Raw genomic sequence first — 18,318 nt, forward strand, 5'->3', positions numbered from 1 at the left:
CGCGGCGGCGTGGGGCACGAATGGGCCATGACCGCTGCTCCCGATCCCGCTGAAATCGCCACCCCACGCGATCCGGCGCTCTATGCGCCCCGCCGTGTCCTGGGCCTCGGCTTCTGGGCGGTGATCGCCTTCGGGGTGATCTGCGTGGCGGCCGGCGCGGCCCTGGCGCGATTCGGCCCCAGCTGGTTCGCGGCCAAGGCCCCGGTCGCGGTCCAGCAACCGGTCAGCGGCGGGACGCCGGTCCAACCGCTGAGCGATCGCCCGTTGTTCGGCGGACCGGTCGCGCCATCGGCCCCGACCGTCGCGCCCGAAAACGTCGCCCGCCTGGAAAACCGCGTCGCCCTGCTCGAGACCGGCCAGCAGCGGGCGCTCGACGCGGCCGGCGCGGCCCTGGCCGCCGCCACCCTGGCCGACGCCGCCCGCACCGCCCGTCCGTTCGCCGAAGAGTTGGCCGGTCTTGAGCGGGTCCTGCCGCTGTCGCCGGACCTGCGGGCCCTGACCCGCCTGGCCCAGGACGGGGCGCCGACCCGCGCCGGCCTGGCCGCCGAGTTCGAGACCCTGGCCGGCCGCGCCGCGGTCGCCGCCCGCGACCCCGGCCGCAGCGCCGATTTCCTGGCGCGGTTGCGCCACGCCCTGTCCAGCATCGTCTCGATCCGCCAGGTCGGCGCGACCCAGGGCTCGACGCCCGACGCCTTGCTGGGCGGCGCCCAGACGCTGCTGAACGAAGGCGACCTCGAAGGCGCCCTGGTCAAGATCCAGCCGCTGCCCGCCAGCGCCCAGACCGTGCTGGCCCCCTGGCGCGCCGCCGCCGAACGCCGGGTCGAGATCGACCGCCACATCGCCGCGATCCGCGCCGACGCCCTGGCCGGCCTGGTGCAGGTGGCGCGGGCCCAGTCGGCGGACGTCCCCGTCGTGGCCGCGCCGACCGCCGCGCCGGTGGCGCCATGATCCGCGCGGCGATCGTCTTCTTCCTGGTGGCCGCCATCGCCGTGGCGGTGGTCGCCCTGACCGGCGAACCGGGCGCGGCCAGCCTCGACTGGATGGGCTGGCGGGTCGAGATGACCGCCGCCGCCGCCGCGCTGCTGACCCTGTTCGCGGCCCTGCTGGCCACCATCCTGTGGCGCGGCCTGCTGTGGGTGGTCGAGGCGCCGCGCCGCGCCGCCCGCGCCCGGGCCGAGGCCAAGCGCAAGCAGGGCGTCGAGGCCCTGTCGCGCGGCTTTCTCGCGGTGGCGGCCGGCGACGGCTCCGAGGCTCGCCGCCTGGCCCAGAAGGCCGCCGACCTGGCCCAGGACGCCCCGGCCCTGATCCGGGTGCTGGCCGCCCAGGCCGCCGAGGCGGCCGGTGACCACGTCGCCGCCCGGTCGGCCTATAACGCCATGCTCGGCTTTCCCGAGATGCGCCTGGCCGGCCTGCGCGGCCTGATGCAGACCGCCCTGGCCGAGGGCGACAAGGCCCTGGCCCTGAAGCACGCCGAGACCGCCTACGGCCTGGCCAAGACCGCCCGCTGGGCCTGGCGCGCCCTGCTCGAGGCCCGGCTCGAGGCCGGCGACTGGAAGGCGGCGCTCGATCTCGTCCAGGGCGCCCTGGACCGCAAGATCGTGCCGCCGCTGGTCGCCGAACGGGCCCGGGCCGCCCTGCTGGCCGCCTCGGCCGCCAGCCTGGAGGAGTCCGACGATCCCAAGGCCCTGGCCCAGGCGCTCGACTTCGCCGCCCAGGCCGCCCGGCTGAAGCCCGACTTCGCCCCCGGGGTGGTGATGGCCGCCCGCCTGCTGGCCGCCGACGGCAAGGCCGCCAAGGCCGGGAGCCTGATCGAGGCGGCCTGGAAACTTTCGCCCCACCCGGCCCTGTGGCTGGCCTATCGCGACCTGAAGACCAACGAGACGCCCAAGCTGCGGGCTACGCGCCTGGCGGCCCTGGCCAACCTCAAGCCCGAGGCCCGCGAGAGTCGCCTGCTCAAGGTCGAGAGCGCCCTGATCGGCGGTGATCCGGTCGCCGCCCGCGCCGCCGCCCGGCTGCTTCCGGAAGAGGAGCTGACGGCCCGCGCCGCCGGCCTGATGTCGCGCGTCGCCTACGCCAACGGCGAACCGGACGAGGCCCGCGCCTGGATCGCCCGGGGCGCGGCCGCGCCGCAGGAGGCCGACTGGTCGGACCTCGACCCCGAGGGCCGGGCCTTCGCCTACGCCCAGGGCGACTGGGCCCGGCTGGCCGTCAGCTACGCCGAGACCGGCGAGCTGATCCACCCGCGCTTCGAGCGCCGCGAGCGGGCGATGAGCGAGCTGCCCGAGCTGCCCTCGGCCTATGTGGAATCCACACCCTTCGTCCGCGCGGCCGAGACCGGCGGGGCGCTGATGCCCATTCCCGACGACCCCGGTGTGTTCGACCCGACGGCGGTCATGGACGGCGGACCGGACGGCGAACCGGGCGGTCCGGGGCCCCGTCGCAACACAGCTTCACGCCGACGCTTGGCAAGCGGCCCGCGCGCCGCTAAATAGGCCGCTCTTCGCGCCGGGCGGTGATTTGCCGGGCGGAGGAAACCAGCGTCACCCCGGCGTTCTTGGGGGACGAAAGCGCGCCGCTTTAGCTCAGCTGGTAGAGCACCTCATTCGTAATGAGGGGGTCACAGGTTCGAGTCCTGTAAGCGGCACCACTTTTCCCTGAGATTCAAAGTTAAAGTCCGGCGTACTCGGTCCATCGTGGGTCCCACGGTTTGACCGATGCCGGAACGTGGGTGAAGCCAACGGCAAGGGATAGATGGAACCGGTGGCATCCATCACCAACACGGTATGCAAAGTGTTCGTCGGGTGTGGCGTAGGCCTCTAGCGGCGGAATGGGGATGCCCTCCACAAAGGCCGACAAGATCGCAATCGACCGAACCCGATCTAACAAGCGGACACCGGACGACCGTCTGGGCGGGCTGAGGTCGGTCATAAGAACCAATTGCGAGTCGGGCCATCCGGCTGCTGGTGTCGCAGCGGCATAAGAGCTGCTGAGTGGGCGGAAATTCTCCGCCCCCGCCTCTCGAACCCATTCGTCGGGCAACTCGAATTGATCGCCCAACGCCGTTCTGAACAGCAACGTAGATCTCCCTGTCAGAAGCCGCAGCCTATATGAGCCTCCAACACTTGTTGCGCGATTAAACGATTTGTCCGACGATATCGCCGTTCGGCTGTAAGCAGATTGATCGGCGCTCTTGTCATCCCGGACGATCAAGGGCCCCGCGCCTTCAGTCATCCCAGCCGGGCCGTTTCTTCTTCTTGCCGATGGCGAACAGGCCCGGATAGGGGCCCTTGCCGGTGCGGTAGAGGCACCAGTCGTCGTCCTTCCTGCAGTCGCCGTCGAACGCCGCCTTCTTGTCCGGATCGATCGCCGCGTAGAGGGCCGGCCCGTTCTTGTTCTTCGCGCCCAAGGCTTCGGCGCAGGCCTCGCGCTCGGCCTTGCTGAGCTTGAGGATGTCGGCGTGGTTGCAGCCGCCGCCCTGGCGGGCGGCCTGGCGCAGGGCGTCGCCGCCGCCGGTCGGCGTTCCGCGCGCGACGAAGCCCGGCGGCGCGACGATCTGACCGGGGGCGGCGGCGATCGGCGGGATATTCGCCGGCGGCGCGAGCGCGGGCCGGTGGAGCTCTGGAAGCCGGGGCGCCGGCGTCGTGTGGCTGGGCGACCGGGGCGGCGGCTTGGCGGCGGGCGGCGGGGTGGGCCGCAGGAGGTCGACGACCAGGCTGGGCGGTTCGACCAGGGTCGGGGCCGGCGGGACCCCTCGCAGCAACGCCCATCCCAGCACGGCGTGCAGGGCCAGGGATGTCAGGCCGATGACCAGCCACCGCCGTACGCCGCGCTTCAAGGCCATGGGCGCTCGGGCAGGCGCATCGACTTCTCCTTCACGCCACCACGGTGTCTCTTGGCTAGCGTCACCTTGAGGCGAGACCATGGCCGCGGTGTTTCGGACCTGGAGCAATCGGCCGGCGAACCGCCCCACGCGGATGCTGGAGCGCCCGGGTTATGGGCGCCCTCGACGAATTCGCGCCACGAACCGGATTTTCGCGCCTCGCCAGGGAACGATCGTCACAAGGCCGTGCTAGTCGGCGTGGGTCTTCGGAGGGAGTCAGTGAAGCTCGCCGCGCTGATCATCCTGGTCCTGATCGCAATGCTGATCTGGCCGAGTCTCGAGCCGCATTTGCTGCGGGTGCTAAGACGGCTTCGGCGGGCGCTTCGATAGCGGTCCGCTCTTCGGTGAACTTGGACAAATGTTTTAATTGTCTCATCGAATTGATCAGGTGTGCGAAGTCGCCCCACGCGGGAATGCCCCCTGCGCGCGAAATCCGAAGAAGATTATCGTATCTCGAAGCGTCGCTATGCTGCGCATTTGCCGTTTTTAGGCCATCATCGCTCGAAAAGTGGCGTGTTCGCGTGCAATTTACGAGTCACACGGTGGTTTCCATAACAGCGTGTAAATAATGCTGGAGTGTTCGCGAGTGCGGCATTATACCGCTGGTGAAATTCAAAGTGGGAAACTCGCCATGTCATCGCGTCATCTGAGCGCCATCGTCATTGGACTGGCGATGGTCACTGCACCGATCGGTCAGTCCGTCGTCTGGGCTCGCGCCACGCCGGTCGCGACCGCCGCCTCGCTGCAGGCCACCATCTCCTCGGCCGCCCGCGCGGCCGCCTCGACGGCGGGCTTCTCGGCCCTCTCCAACGCCGACAAGCTCGCGGCCATCCAGGCGGCCGTCACCCAGGCGCTCGCCACCAGCGGCGCCTCGCCCGAGGTGATCGCCGCCGCGCTGGTCCAGGCGGTCAAGTCGGGCGTCATCAGCGCCGGCGTCGCGATCGCGGTGGCCGCGGCCGTGGCTCCGGAATTCGCCCAGATGGTCGCCAACGACCCGGCGGTCGTCGCCCAACTCGCCGCCACCGGCCAATCGGCCACGGTGACGGGCGCGACGGACGGCGGGCCTTCGGTCAGCGTCCTGGTCAGCCTGCAAGGCGCGACGGGTGGCGGCGGTGGCGGCGCGGCCGCTCCCGCGGCGCCTTTCGACCCCTGCGCCGGCGTGATCGCCGCGTACTGCGGCGGCTAGCTACGTCCCGATCGGTTTCGATCGGGCGTTCGACCTCTTTGTGTTTGTGAAGGTCCTAGCGGAGACGCATGTCTCCAAAAGGTGGGGATAGACCAAATGAAATATCTGGTTTCCGCGGCGATCGCGGCCTTGCTGGTCGTGTCGACTCCGCACGTGGCTTCGGCCCAGGATCTGGCGTCGAACTTCAAGCGCGACAGGAATGTCAGCGTCCGTGAGCGTCCTCGCCCGGACTACGAGGCGATCGGGGTCAAGGCGGGCGGCTTCACGCTGTATCCGCGGGTGACCGCGAGCGTCGAGCGCAACGACAACATCTACGCCACCAAGACCGACGAGAAGGCCGACGCCATCTGGCGCGTGAAGCCCGAGCTGGCGGTGCGCTCCAACTGGTCGCGGCACGCCCTGGGCGCCTTCGCGTCGGCCTCGATCAACCGCTATGCCGACTTCGGCAGCGAAGACACCGAGGAATACACCGTGGCGGTCAACGGCCGCCTGGACGTGGTCCGCGGCTCGAACGTCACCGGTTCGCTGCAGTACCAGGCCCTGACCGAACCGCGGACCTCGCCGCAGTCGCCGGTCGGAGCGGTCAAGCCGATCGAATACAGCCTGGTCACCGGCAAGGTGACCGGCGTGAAGGAATTCAACCGCCTGCGCCTGACGGGCAAGCTGTCGGACTACGACTACAACTACGACGACGGCGCCAACATCAGCGGCGGCCTGGTCGAGCAGGACACCCGCGACCGCAACGAATTCTACTACGGCGGCAAGGTGGAATACGCCATGAGCCCGGACACGGCCCTGTTCCTGTCCGTGCTGGGCAACAACAAGAACTATGACCTGGCCATCGCCGGTCGCGACTCCGATGGCTATGTCGCCACGGTCGGCGCCAATTTCGAGCTTTCCGAAGTGGTCCGGGGCGACGTCGCGGTCGGCTACATGAAGCAGTCCTACGACAACCCGCTCTACGGCAAGATCGACGGCTTCAGCGGCGAAGCCAGCGTCGAATGGTTCCCGACCGCCCTGACCACCGTGACGACCACGGCCGGCCGGACGATCGAGGAAGCGGTCGCTTCAGGCGCGCCAGGCTACATTTCGAACAATATCGGGCTCAACATTGACCACGAGTTGTTGCGCAACGTGCTGCTGTCGGCCAACGCCAACTACCGCAAGGATGACTACGAGAAGATCGACCGCAGCGACAAGCGCACCGGCGCGGGCGCCTCGGCCGCCTACCTGCTGAACCGTCGGGTCGGGCTTTTCCTGACGTACACCTACCTGAAGCAGAACTCCTCCGGTGGAGACCACGGGACGTCCTTCACTGACAACAAGCTCGCGGCTTCCGTCGCACTGCAGTTCTAGGAAAGCGTCCGGGATCTTTCCCCAGCGCCCATCGAGAGTTTTTCATGGACGGCTCAGCTTACCAAACCCCGATCTCTCCGGCGCCCGGCGTCGGAGAGATGACGCTTGATCTCAATGTCCTGATCGCCACCTTCCGCCGCCGTCTGCGTCTGTTCGCGGCGGTGGCGTTGGTCGTTTTCGTCGCCGTCCTGCTTTTTACCCTGCAGCAGACGCCGCGCTATACGGCGACGGCCCAGGTCATGCTCGACACCCGCACCGAGCAGGTGACCGACATGAGCGCCGTGCTCTCGGGCTTGCCGGCCGACACCCAGGTGATGGACACCGAGGTCGAGGTGCTGCGCTCGCGCTCGCTGGCCAACCGCGTCGTCACCCAGCTGAAACTCGACCAGGATCCCTACTTCAATCCCTACCTCGAACAGTCCAAGGGGCTGAAGTCGTGGCTGCCCTGGATCAAGAAGTCAGTGGCGCCCACCCCGGCGGTCGACTCGATCGAGGCTCAGCGCCGTCGTGAGAGGATCGTGGACAATCTGCTCGACGGATTGAAGGTCCATCGGGCCGGCCTGACCTACCTGATCGCCGTCGACTACACTCACCCCGACCCCGCGCAGGCGGCCAAGTTGGCCAACGCCTTCGCTGACCTCTATCTGACCGAACAGCTCGAAGCCAAGTTCGACGCCACCGCCAAGGCCAACGAGTGGCTGGACACCCGGGTCGTCGAACTGCGCGATCAGCTGCAGCAGGCGGAGGCCGCAGTCCAGCAGTACAAGATCGCCAACAACCTGCTCAGCGCCGAGGGCGCCACCCTGACCGAGCAGGAGATCTCAGGCCTCAACCAGCAACTGGCCTCGGCCAAGGCCGCCCAGGCCGAGACCGACGCCCGCCTCAACATCGCCCGCAGCCAGCTGGCGCGCGGCAGCAACGGCGAGGATGTCGGTGAATCCCTCAATTCGCCGGTCGTCCAGCAGCTGCGCAAGCAGCGCGCCGAAAAAAGCGCCCAGGTCGCCGACCTCAGCGGCCGCTACGGCGACCGTCACCCCGACCTGCTGAAGGCCAAGCGCGAGCTGGCCGACATGGACGGCCAGATCCAGGCCGAGATTCGCCGCATCATCTCCAATCTCGAGGCGCAGGCCCAGGTGGCGCGTCAACGGACCGGCTCGATGGCGGGCAGCGTTTCGGTCTCCAAGGGCACGCTGGCCGGCAACAACCGGGCCGGCATCCGCCTGGCCGAACTGGAGCGCAAGGCCGAATCCGTCCGCACGCTCTACGAGTCCCTGCTGGCGCGCTTCAAGCAGACCACGACCAGCCAGGGCATCGAACAGCCTGACGCCCGGGTCGTGTCGCAGGCCAAGATTCCGACCTCGCCGAGCTATCCCAAGCCGTCGCTGAACCTGATGGTGGGTCTGGTCGGCGCGCTGGGCGCTGGCCTGGCGGCGGTCGTGATGGCGGAAATCCTGATGGCCGGCCTGTTCACCGAGGACGAGGTCGAGCACCGCCTGGGCCTGCCCTATCTGGGTTCGGTGCCGCTGCTCAGCTCCGCCGTCGACGGCAAGCTGGCCCGCAATGTCAGCCCGGCCGACTACCTGCTGACCAAGCCGCTGTCGGGCTTCGCCGAGAGCTTCCGCAAGCTGCGGGCCGCCGTCCTGTTCTCGAAGGTCGGCGAGCCGGTGAAGGTGATCGCGATCACCTCGTCGCTGCCCGGCGAAGGCAAGACCACCACCACCTTCTCCCTGGCCCGCACGCTGGCGACCGCGGGCGCCAATGTCGTCGTCGTCGACTGCGATCTGCGGCAGAGCGCGATCAGCCGGTTCCTGGCCGAGCCGCCGACGGTGGGCCTGCTCGAAGTGCTGAACGGCGTCTGCACGCTGGATCAGGCGCTGATCACCGACGCCAGCGGGGCCAAGGTCCTGCCGCTGGCGAAGTCGGCCAATACGCCGCGCGACGTGCTGGGCTCCGTGGCCATGCGCCGCCTGCTGGCCGAGCTGCGTCAAAAGTTCGACCTGGTGCTGCTCGACACCGCTCCCCTGCTGGCGATCGCCGACACCCGCATCCTGGCCCCTTCAACCGATGCGGTTGTGATGCTGGCGCGCTGGAAGAAGACCCCGGTCAAGGCGATCACCTCGGCCCTGTCGCTGCTGCAGGGCCAGGGCGTGTTCGTGGCCGGCGTGGCCCTGACCCAGGTCGATCTGAAGGCCCAGGGCCGCTACGGCTACGGCGACGCCAACTACTATTACAAGAGCTACCGCAAGTACTATGCCGACTGACACGGCGGTGGGGCGCCCGGTCGCCGCGGGCGATCGGACGCCCCGTCGTCGCGCGCGCAGGCTGGCGGCGTCGGAGAAGGTCGCCGCGCTGGGCCTGCTGGCCCTGGTGTTCGCCGCCGTCCTGGCCTTCGGGGCCAGCGAGGTCGTCACGGCGGTCCTGTTCTCCGGCCTCTACGCCGCCTATCTGCTGGGCCTGTTGGCGACGTGCGACTGGGCGCGGCGTGACCTTGGCAAGATGGCCGGCCTGCCCCTTCAGGCGGTGCTGTTCGCGCTCCTGGCGGCGGCCGTGCTCTGGCCCCTGACCGCCTGGGGGCCGGGCGGCGCCCATCCGGTCTGGGACTACCTGCCCGGGCGCATGGGCAGTCTGACGGTCGACCGCTCGGCGCTGCTGCTCAATCTCCTGCAGCTGTTCGGCCTGGCGTCCCTGTACGTCTCGGCCCGGCTGCTCGGCGCCTCCGAAGCGCGGGGGGCCTGGTTCCTGCGCGCCGCCGTGATCGCCCTGGCCGCCTATGCGGCGATGGCCATCGCCGACCATGTCGGCGTGCGCCGGGCCGCGCGCCTGACCGCCACCCTGCTGAGCCCCAACAGCGCGGCCACGACCTTCGGGGCGGGCCTGTTGCTGGCCGTGGCCGCCGCGGTGAACCGGTTTCGGCGCTATCCCGGCCTGACCGTGCTGCGGCGGGGCGATCCCGAGGCCATGGCCTATCTGGGCGTCGTGGCCCTGCTGGCCACCGTGCTGCTGATGACCGCCTCGCGGGCCGGGGTCGTCGCCTCGCTGATCGGCCTGGGTCTGCTGCTGGTCTGGAACGTCTTCGCCCAACGCCAGAGCCTGCGCGGCGGGGCGGGCCTGATCGTGGTCGCCGCCGTCCTGCTGGTCGCCGCCGTCGCCCTGCGCAGCGTCGACCATCTGGCCGACCGCTTCAGCGCGACCGGTCGTGACATCGAGGTTCGCTCGAACATCTTCGCCCCCCACTGGGAGGCCTTCCTGTCGACGCCGTGGAGCGGCTTTGGTCTGGGTGCGTTCCCGACGGTCAACCAGCTGATCGTCACCGGGACCTCGTTGTCGGTCCTCCACGATGTCCGGGCGGCGCATAACCTCTATCTCCAATGGCTGGAAGAGGGCGGCGTGGTCGGGTCGCTGGCCATGCTGGCGCTGTTCGTCAGCCTGGCCTGGCCGATCCTGCGCGGCGGCCTGGTCGACAGCGCCGCCGGGGTCTGGGCGCGGGCCGCCGTCTGCGCCGCCGTGGTGTTCCTGGTGCACGGGGTGACGGACTTCGCGCTGCAGGTTCCGGCCATCCAGGCGTTGTGCGTGATGGTGCTGGGCGTGGTCGGCGGCATGGCGTTGGCGCGGACCGGTGCGCGACGCGGTGGGAGCGTCCTGCCGCGATGGCCGATCGGCGTCGTCGCTGGCGGGACCGTCCTGGCGACCCTCCTGGCCGGCCCGCCGCTGGTCGCGGCGAAGCTGGGCGGCGACCTGTCGGCCTGGCCCACCGCGCCCGCCGAGGCGCTGGCCCAGAGCGTGGAAACCGGCCTCGCCGCGCCCAGGCCCGGCCTGCCCGCGCTGGCGCGCCTGGAGCGGATCAACGCGCGGGAGCTGGCGCTGCGGCCGGCCTCCGGCGCGGCGTGGCTGCGGCGGGCCGCGATCGAGGCGGAGCTTGGCCATGACGAGGCGTCGAGCGAGGCGCTGGAGCGGTCGTTCCTGGTGGCGCCGTTGCAGAGCAGCCTGTTCGACCGGCGGACGGTCTTCGCCTACGAACACTGGGACCGCCTGAGCCCGGCCGCGCGCGACCAGACGGTCTACCACCTCAAGGCCGAGTGGTTGCGGGGCCGACCGGCGCGGTTCGTGGCCATGGCCAACGGTATCCGCAATCCCGCCGGCCGGGTGGGGCTGGCGCTGCAGGTCGCCGTGCTGCGGATGTCGTCCCGGGTCCGCTAGGGGCCCGCCGCGCGGAGCGGCGGCTTGCTCCTAGTAGGCGTTCTCGGCCAGCAGCAGGTGCGGCACGGTCAGTAGCATGATCCGGATGTCCGACAGCAGCGTCCAGTTGTCGATGTAGTCGAGGTCGGCCCTCACCCGCTGGGACATCTCGTCGACGTCGCCGGTGGCGCCGCGCAGGCCGCGGATCTGGGCCAGGCCGGTCAGGCCCGGGCGGGCCTGGAAGCGCTGGCTGTAGCTGGGGATCAAGGCCCCGTAATAGTCGTCATGGGCCTGGGCGTGCGGACGCGGCCCGACCAGCGACATGTCGCCCTTCAGGACGTTGAGCAGTTGCGGCAGTTCATCGACGCTGGCCATGCGAATCAGCTTGCCGATTCGGGTGATGCGATCGTCGCCACGCTGCGCCTGCACGACATTGGGGCCGTTCTCTTCGCAGCGCATCGAACGCAGCTTGTAGATGGTGAACGGCCGGCCGTTCAGTCCACCTCGCGTCTGGCGGAATAGAGCGGGGCCCGGAGACTCCAGCTTGATCAATAGCGCCGTCAGCAACAGCACCGGCGCGAAGAACACCAGTAACAGAAACGCCGCAAAAATGTCGCAAAGGCGTTTAAGCGGATCGACCGCCACTCGCGGAAGGAATTCAGTCGTAGCGCGCTGCATGACTTCTGTATTCAAGCTCCCGCTCACTGCACTATCCCCTATAAATCCGCTCTGAGCGTGGTTCAGAGGCAGCCCGGTGACTGTCTACCGCAATGCACGCGCGCCGTCCCTTATAAACCTCAGCTTAACCATAGATTATGATAAAGCTGCGTAAATCACGTTCGTTAGGCGGGGATTAGGGCTCGTGATCTAGGCTCCAGCTTAGAGGAGCACCCCCCATGTCCACGATCCCGGCTGACGTTTCTTTGGTTACTGCGACGGCTACCGCCGCGACCTCGACGCGTCGCCGCCTGCCGCGACTGGTGGGCTGGATGCTGACGGCCGCGGTGGGCGGCGCCCTGTGGTATGGCCTCATCGAGCTGGTTCGCCTGGCGTTCTGAGCGCTCGCCGCCGCCGCGTCACGCGCGGCGCCCATCGCCGAACATAAAGACCCCCGCGGCGCCGCCGCGGGGGTCTTTATGTTCGGCGCGCGTCCGCGACCCGAAGCGGGAGGGCGGCCGACCGCCCTCCGCCTGGCGCCTAGCCGACCGTCGTCCAGTTGGACGAACCCGCGACCTGCCGCTGGACCCAGCGATAGTTGAGCTCCTCCCAGGGCGTGGCCCAGGGGGTGAGGTTGTCGAGCACCCAGTCGCCGGACTCGAAGCTGACGACCAGGACCGCGTGGCTCTCGCCGCGCGCCGTGACCGCGACGGCCATCGACAGGGCCTGGGCCGGCACGCCGGCGGCGATCAGGCGGCGACGCTTCTCGAGGGCGTAGTCCTCGCAGTCGCCATACATCTTGCCGTCGATGACGCGCGGCAACGACCAGTATTCCAGCAGGCCGTAGAGATCGAAGTCGGTGGCCTTGTGAACGTCGCGGTTCACCTCGCGGTTGATGGTGTTGACCATCTTCATCTGGGCCGACCGCAGCAAGGGGGCGGTCATGATCGCCGGCGCCGGCGCCGGCGCGGCTTCGGCGATCTGGGCGGGGGGCGGGGCGGCCTGTTCGGCCGAGGTCCAGGACCAGCCGCCGGCCGGTACGAAATCGGCGGCGATCGTCGGGCGATAGGCGTCAAGCGCCGTGAACTGGGCCAGGGCGACCGTCGGGTCGGGTTTCGCGTCCTCGGCCGCCGCGGCCGCCGCGGCGGCGACCCGCTCCGGCCAGGAATAGCCGATCGAGGAGGTGGCCAGCACGGCGGCGGTCGGCGTCAGGGCCGCCTGGGCCAGCGACGGTTCGAGCGGCTCGCAGGCGACCTCGCCCCTCTGGCAGAGGTCGGCGAAGCCCGGCGGCGGCGCGACCGCGTCGCCCAGCGGCATGAACGGGCGTTCGCCAGCCTGCGCCGCCGTGCCCATCAGTATGGCGACGCTCGCGCTAACGATGCTGCCTAACTTCCTTCGGATCTTCATCGAAGCCTCACCGGTGAGAGTGAGACTAGAGTGAAGTTATCGTCTGAATATCCGATCAAAAGACATGGTAACAGCTATATCAATTCTATTGGTAACTGGTCTGTTATTGGTAAATGAAACGCTTAAGACTATATTACTAGGTCGTTGAGATTTATGGTGTATTGATTGCTAAGGTTGTTGCTGGGCGGTTGATCGGCGCGGACGGGTGAGGCAAGTTGCCGGGCGTCGAACCTAGGCGCCGTGGCGCGCCGATTGGCCAGGTGATGCGCTTCAACTTTCTTCGTCCCAAGGCCCGCCCCGCGACCGGCCCAGTCGTCGCGTCGACGGGCGGCCGCGTGGTCTATGCGGTGGGCGACATCCACGGCTATCTCGACCTGCTCGACGATCTGCTGGACACCATCGTCCGCGACTTCGCCTACCTGAAGGAGCGCGAGCCGGATCGGAAGGACCGTGCGGTGCTGGTCTTCGTCGGCGACTATGTCGACCGGGGCCCGGCCTCGCGCGGCGTGATCGAGCGGGTGCTGGCCCTGAAGACGCTCTCCGACCAGGGGAGCGGCTTCGAGGTTCGCGCCCTGATGGGCAACCACGAGCAGACCTTGCTGTCCTTTCTCGACACGCCCGAGGCCGGCGCGGCCTGGGTCGAGTTCGGCGGCGGCGAGACCCTGGCGTCCTACGACGTGGTGCGGCCGCCGGGTCGCGGCGACGCCGACAGCTGGCGGGACGTGCAAGCCCAGTTCCAACGGAACTTGCCCGCCGACCACCTGGCGTTCCTGCGGGCGCTGGAGCTGTCGGCCCGGTACGGCGACTACCTGTTCGTCCACGCGGGCGTCAGACCGGGCGTGCCCCTGGACCGGCAGGAGCCCGAGGACCTGCTGTGGATCCGCAACGACTTCCTGTCCCTGCCCCACCGTCTGGGCTGCGTTGTGGTGCACGGTCACACGCCGGACGCGGAGCCTTTCATCGGTCCTGACCGCATCAATATCGACACCGGCGCCTACGCGACGGGCGTCTTGACCGCTGTTCGTTTGACTGAGAGTCCGCCTGTTGTGCTTCAGGCTCGAAAATCTCGCCGCGTTTAGCGCTTCGCCTTGTCGGCGTCACATCCCCGTGCCATCACACCGCTCACAGGGACTGTGCGTAATCTTGAGAACACTTATCCGATGACTTTCGTTCGACGTTTCCTGAATCGTTTAGCGTTGCCGTTGGGTGTCGCCCTGATCGGCCTTCAGGCCGCTCCGGCGCTGGCCCAGGACGCGATCCCCTTCCCGCCCCCGGCCGCTGCTCCCGCGGCTTCGGCGCCGATGGCCGCCGCATCGGCCGTTCCCACCACCATCACCGAGCCGGACTACCAGCTCGGCTCCGGCGACAAGGTGCGCGTCACCGTCTATGGCGAGCCCACCCTGTCGGGCGAATTTTTCGTGACGGGCAGCGGCCTGGTCTCCTTGCCGCTGGTCGGCGAGGTCAAGGCCGCGGGCCTCAGCGTCGGCCAGTTCCAGGAGGCCGTGCAGAAGGCCCTCAGCGACGGCTATCTCAAGGAACCGCGCGTCAGCGCCGAGGTCCTGGGCTTCCGCCCATTCTATATCCTGGGTGAAGTCACCAAGCCCGGCACCTATCCCTATACGTCGGGCCTGACCGTGCTCAACGCCGTGGCGACGGCCGGCGGCTACACCTACCGGGCCGACAAGAACAAGGTCTTCATCAAGCGCAACGGCGAGACCTCGGAGGTGAAGACCGAGCTTTCGCCTTCGACCACCGTGGCGCCGGGCGACACCATTCGCATTGGCGAACGGTTCTTCTAGCCATCGGCCCCGCGCGTTGCTCGAGTTGGGCGTTGGACGGCTAGGGTTCGACCACGATCCGGCTGGCCAAGGCTTTCGCTATGGCCTGATTGGCTTGGTCGCTGAGATGCAGTCCGTCATATTGCAAGGGGGCGTCGAGTCCCCGCAACGCTTCGCCGGCGTCCATGGCCTTCGCGCCCGTCCGGGCGGCGACCTCGGCGGCCATCTGTCGATAGGGGTCGAGGCGGGGCTGGGTGTCGCGAGCCGAGGCCGGGGGCGGCAGCAGCACGATGACCTGGGCCCCGTCGTTGAGCCGTCGCCGGACCAGCGCTTCCAGCAAGGCGCCATAGGTCGCTACGCCCAAGGGGGCGTTGCGGCCACGGACGGCGGCGTCGTTGGCGCCGTACATGATGATCGCGAGCTGGCCGCTGGGGGCGTCGGCCCATCGTGTGACGCCCTCCAGCGTGCGGTCGCCCGGCATGCCGAGGTTGACCACCTTGATCTGTCCGCCCAGCAGCCGGCCCAGCTCTTCGGGGTAGGGGGTCAGGCTGCGGGGCGCCAGCGACCCGTTGATGCCGCCCTGGGTCGGGGTCCAGCCGCGCGCGAACCCGTAGGTCAGGCTATCGCCCTCGCAGATGATCGTCGCGCCGGGCTTCAGGCGTGTCGGTCCGCCCGACGGGGGAGGCAAGGCGACGTGGGTGGCCGCCAGGGCGCTTCCGGTGAGGCGCCATTGCGGCGCGCCCGTCGCAAACAGCGTGGCGCCGGCCCCCGCCGCGAAGCCCAGGGCGGCGCCGACCAACACGCCCGGCAGGAAATATCGCGATCGCCGCAGGTTTCGCAGATGCTCGGCAAGCTTGCTCATGTCGTTCCCGTAAGGTCGTCGGCGACGCTGGAGAGAGCGCGAGCGCCGACGAAACCGGCGTCCGTCCCTGGCCGCCGCGCGAGGGCATGGTGACGCTCGGCGGGCGCGCTGAAAAGGGGCGAAGGGCGCGGCGCCGTCGCCCGGGCCTTCGCCAACGCCGGTCGCGGCCGCTCGGTGTGGCGGCCTGCGTCCAAACGCGGCGATCGCCGGGTTTCGACGCCGCTGTCGCCGTTCGACGGTTGCGCGCCGCCGCCGAACGTTTCATGAGCGCTCCGGCATGGCGGCCCCGGAATCGTGCTGATCGTCGAAGTGCCGCCGGAAGGACTGCTGATGTCGGACGTGCAAGACCCTAGCCGGAACGCCACGCCAACGCCGCGCGAGCCGCGGGCGAAGCTTCTGGACATCGAGCGCGGCAAGGGGCTTGGCATCCTGCTGGTCGTCTACGGCCACCTGGTGATGGCCGGCTCGCTGGGCGAGCCCTACTGGTACAACCTGACCAAGGGCTCGATCTATCTCTTCCACATGCCCTTCTTCATGTACCTGAGCGGTTTCGTCTATTTCCACACCGGCTCGCACCTGGGCCGCCGGTTCGGCAAGTTCTTTCAGGCCCGGGTCGATCGCCTGCTGGTGCCCTTCCTGGCGATTTCGCTGCTGGTGGTGGTCGCCAAGATCCTCGGCGGCCTGCTGGCCCATGTCGACGACGGGGTGTCGAATCTGCTGAGCGGCCTGTGGGCGGTGATTTCCAACGGCCCGAACAATCCTTCGATCTCGGTCTGGTATCTGCTGACGCTGTTCGTCTACGCGGTATCGACGCCGTTCCTGTGGCGATTGACCCACGGTCGCTGGCTGCTGCTGCTGGCCATCGCGCTGGGCGTCCAGTTCATCCCGGCGCCCGAGGCGTTCTACCTGGCGCGCATTCTGCGCTACTTCATCTTCTTCGTGCTGGGCATGGCGGCGTGCCGCTATGCGCCGACGGTGCTGAAGGCCTATCGATGGACCTTGCCGCTGACGATCGCCGCCTTCGCCGTGGCGCTCTATGTCGGTCGCGCCATGCCCCATGCGCTGCTGATCTGCGGCGTGCTGTCGATCCCGGTTCTGCACGGCCTGCTGAATCTGCCGGTCTTCGCCCGCGATCGCGTTCTGGTCTGGTTCGGTGAGAACTCGATGGTCATCTACCTGTTCAACACCCTGGCGATCGGGGTGGCCAAGGTGCTGTACGTGCGGTTGTTTCCGTACGAGGGGGCCTGGTTTGGCCTGCTGGTTCTGGTGTTGATGATCAGCGGGGTATTCGCGCCGATCGCGCTGAAGGCGATTCTCCGCCGCATTGAGGCCGCCAAGCCGGTCTACCAGTATATCCAGTAGGCGACGGTTGAGCTTGACCGCCCAAGGCGGCGTTTATCCTTCGCATGGCTAAGTTTGGGCCCTGGGCGATAACGACGCCAAGATGCTCATTTGTGCGAGCGTGCATACGTCTGTGCCGCAAACTTCGACCGACAGGATTTCTTTTGCGATTGTCACAGGAGAAAGATTGCACTCGGCGGCGGAATGGCGAAATACACGTGATGTTGTTTGTGTCGTCGGTTTTCGGCGAGCTCGGATCGGAGCGGGGATAGTATGCGTGTAGCGATGATTGGCACGGGCTATGTGGGCCTGGTGTCGGGGGCGTGCTTCGCCGATTTTGGTCACGTGGTGACCTGTATCGACAAGGATCCGGGCAAGATCGAGCGTCTGGAGAAGGGCGAGATCCCGATCTTCGAGCCCGGCCTTGACGACCTTGTCGCCCGCAACGTGCGCGAAGGGCGGCTGTCCTTCACCCTGGAAGGCGCCCAAGCCATCAAGGACGCCGACGCGGTGTTCATCGCCGTCGGCACCCCGACCCGGCGCGGCGACGGCCATGCCGACCTGTCCTACGTCTATGCGGCCGCCGAGGAGATCGCCGGCCTGATCGACGGCTTCACCGTGATCGTCACCAAGTCGACCGTGCCGGTGGGCACCGGCGACGAGGTCGAGGCGATCATCAAGAGGGCGCGTCCGGACGCCCTGTTCGCGGTGGTCTCCAACCCCGAGTTCCTGCGCGAAGGCGCGGCGATCGAGGACTTCAAGCGCCCCGACCGCGTGGTGGTCGGCACCGAGGACGAGCGCGCCCAGGCGGTGATGCGCGAACTCTACCGCCCGCTGTCGCTGAACGAGACGCCGATCGTCTTCACCGGCCGGCGCACCAGCGAGCTGATCAAGTACGCGGCCAACGCCTTCCTGGCGATGAAGATCACCTTCATCAACGAGATGGCCGACCTGTGCGAAAAGGTCGGGGCCGACGTCCAGCAGGTGGCCCGCGGCATCGGCCTGGACAAGCGGATCGGCAGCAAGTTCCTCAACGCCGGCCCCGGCTACGGCGGTTCCTGCTTCCCCAAGGACACCATCGCCCTGGTGCGCACCGCCAACGACTACGGCGCGCCGACCCGGCTGATCGAGGCCACGGTGGCGATCAACGACGCGCGCAAGAAGGCCATGGCCCAGAAGGTGGCCGCGGTGCTCGGTTCGCAAGACCTGGCGGGCAAGACCGTCGGCGTGCTGGGCGTGACCTTCAAGCCCAACACCGACGACATGCGCGACGCCCCCAGCCTCGACATCCTGCCGGCCCTGCAGGCCATGGGCGCCAGCGTCCAGGCCTTCGACCCGGAAGGCGCCAAGGAAGCGGCCCACATGCTGCCCGGCGTCGCGTTCAAGTCCGGTCCCTACGAGGCGGCCGAAGGCGCCGACGTGCTGCTGATCCTCACCGAGTGGGACCAGTTCCGCGCCCTCGACCTCGACCGCCTGAAGACCTTGCTCAACGCCCCGGTCGTCGTCGACCTGCGCAATGTCTACAAGCCCGCCGAAATGGTCCGCGCCGGCTTCACCTACGCCTCCATCGGACGCGGGCAGCTGACGGAAACCGTGCCGGCGCCGGCGTCGGCGCCAACCCTCTCCGCCGCCAACGCGTGAGCGCCGCCATGTCGAGCGAGGCGGAGGCGAAGCG

Annotated in this window: 15 protein-coding genes and 1 tRNA gene; 12 read left to right on the forward strand and 4 right to left on the reverse strand. The window is 68.6% G+C overall.

All coding sequences use genetic code 11. The features are described from left to right. Positions 1-27: 27 nt before the first annotated feature. The 3 genes from PMI01_RS08645 to PMI01_RS08655 all read left to right on the forward strand — a co-directional run bounded on the left by PMI01_RS08645 (position 28) and on the right by PMI01_RS08655 (position 2,647). The gene (locus PMI01_RS08645; protein WP_007666892.1) at positions 28-948 is read left to right on the forward strand and encodes a COG4223 family protein; all 921 of its coding nucleotides are present in this window, start codon (positions 28-30) and stop codon (positions 946-948) included. After that, the gene (locus PMI01_RS08650) at positions 945-2,492 is read left to right on the forward strand and encodes a heme biosynthesis HemY N-terminal domain-containing protein (protein ID WP_007666893.1); all 1,548 of its coding nucleotides are present in this window, start codon (positions 945-947) and stop codon (positions 2,490-2,492) included. The genes PMI01_RS08645 and PMI01_RS08650 overlap by 4 nt, the downstream gene beginning before the upstream one ends. 79 nt (positions 2,493-2,571) lie before the next feature. Further along, positions 2,572-2,647 (forward strand) — tRNA-Thr (locus PMI01_RS08655). A gap of 576 nt (positions 2,648-3,223) precedes the next feature. Here PMI01_RS08655 and PMI01_RS08660 read toward each other — a convergent pair. Beyond that, positions 3,224-3,841, reverse strand: coding sequence for a hypothetical protein (locus PMI01_RS08660; protein ID WP_007666895.1), 618 nt, complete (start codon positions 3,839-3,841; stop codon positions 3,224-3,226). 670 nt (positions 3,842-4,511) lie between these two features. Here PMI01_RS08660 and PMI01_RS08665 point away from each other — a divergent pair. The 4 genes from PMI01_RS08665 (at position 4,512) to PMI01_RS08680 (ending at position 10,619) form a co-directional block, all read left to right on the forward strand. After that, complete coding sequence (locus PMI01_RS08665) at positions 4,512-5,066, forward strand: hypothetical protein (protein WP_007666896.1); 555 nt, start codon at positions 4,512-4,514, stop codon at positions 5,064-5,066. Positions 5,067-5,162: 96 nt separating this feature from the next. Continuing rightward, a complete protein-coding gene (locus PMI01_RS08670; protein WP_007666897.1) occupies positions 5,163-6,422 on the forward strand; it encodes an outer membrane beta-barrel protein in 1,260 nt (419 codons plus the stop codon). A gap of 44 nt (positions 6,423-6,466) precedes the next feature. After that, positions 6,467-8,683: a GumC family protein gene (locus tag PMI01_RS08675; RefSeq protein ID WP_007666898.1), complete on the forward strand. Its 2,217-nt coding sequence runs from the start codon at positions 6,467-6,469 to the stop codon at positions 8,681-8,683. Further along, positions 8,673-10,619: an O-antigen ligase family protein gene (locus PMI01_RS08680; protein WP_007666899.1), complete on the forward strand. Its 1,947-nt coding sequence runs from the start codon at positions 8,673-8,675 to the stop codon at positions 10,617-10,619. The genes PMI01_RS08675 and PMI01_RS08680 overlap by 11 nt, the downstream gene beginning before the upstream one ends. Positions 10,620-10,649: 30 nt before the next feature. Here PMI01_RS08680 and PMI01_RS08685 read toward each other — a convergent pair whose 3' ends face one another. After that, on the reverse strand, positions 10,650-11,276 hold the full coding sequence (locus PMI01_RS08685) for a sugar transferase (RefSeq protein WP_007666900.1): 627 nt from the start codon (positions 11,274-11,276) through the stop codon (positions 10,650-10,652). 218 nt (positions 11,277-11,494) lie between these two features. Here PMI01_RS08685 and PMI01_RS27025 point away from each other — a divergent pair, with 218 nt between their 5' ends. Further along, complete coding sequence (locus PMI01_RS27025) at positions 11,495-11,656, forward strand: hypothetical protein (RefSeq protein WP_007666904.1); 162 nt, start codon at positions 11,495-11,497, stop codon at positions 11,654-11,656. A 139-nt stretch (positions 11,657-11,795) separates the two neighbouring features. On the opposite strand, the gene PMI01_RS08690 is transcribed toward PMI01_RS27025, so the two are convergent. Next, the gene (locus PMI01_RS08690; RefSeq protein ID WP_007666906.1) at positions 11,796-12,662 is read right to left on the reverse strand and encodes a transglutaminase-like cysteine peptidase; all 867 of its coding nucleotides are present in this window, start codon (positions 12,660-12,662) and stop codon (positions 11,796-11,798) included. A gap of 263 nt (positions 12,663-12,925) precedes the next feature. Between PMI01_RS08690 and PMI01_RS08695 the strand changes: the two genes are divergently transcribed. Then, positions 12,926-13,741, forward strand: a complete 816-nt coding sequence (locus PMI01_RS08695) for a metallophosphoesterase family protein (protein WP_007666908.1) — start codon at positions 12,926-12,928, stop codon at positions 13,739-13,741. Between the two features lie 81 nt (positions 13,742-13,822). Beyond that, complete coding sequence (locus tag PMI01_RS08700; RefSeq protein ID WP_007666910.1) at positions 13,823-14,461, forward strand: polysaccharide biosynthesis/export family protein; 639 nt, start codon at positions 13,823-13,825, stop codon at positions 14,459-14,461. A gap of 40 nt (positions 14,462-14,501) precedes the next feature. Here the strand turns inward: PMI01_RS08700 and PMI01_RS08705 are convergent, their stop codons facing one another. After that, a complete protein-coding gene (locus PMI01_RS08705) occupies positions 14,502-15,302 on the reverse strand; it encodes an SGNH/GDSL hydrolase family protein (RefSeq protein WP_007666912.1) in 801 nt (266 codons plus the stop codon). Between the two features lie 294 nt (positions 15,303-15,596). Between PMI01_RS08705 and PMI01_RS08710 the strand changes: the two genes are divergently transcribed. Further along, positions 15,597-16,664: an acyltransferase family protein gene (locus PMI01_RS08710; protein WP_007666914.1), complete on the forward strand. Its 1,068-nt coding sequence runs from the start codon at positions 15,597-15,599 to the stop codon at positions 16,662-16,664. Positions 16,665-16,916: 252 nt separating this feature from the next. Beyond that, positions 16,917-18,284, forward strand: a complete 1,368-nt coding sequence (locus tag PMI01_RS08715; protein ID WP_007666916.1) for a UDP-glucose dehydrogenase family protein — start codon at positions 16,917-16,919, stop codon at positions 18,282-18,284. The last annotated feature ends 34 nt before the right edge of the window (positions 18,285-18,318 follow it).

Origin of the sequence: Caulobacter sp. AP07, from assembly GCF_000281955.1 — a bacterium.
Lineage (GTDB): Bacteria > Pseudomonadota > Alphaproteobacteria > Caulobacterales > Caulobacteraceae > Caulobacter.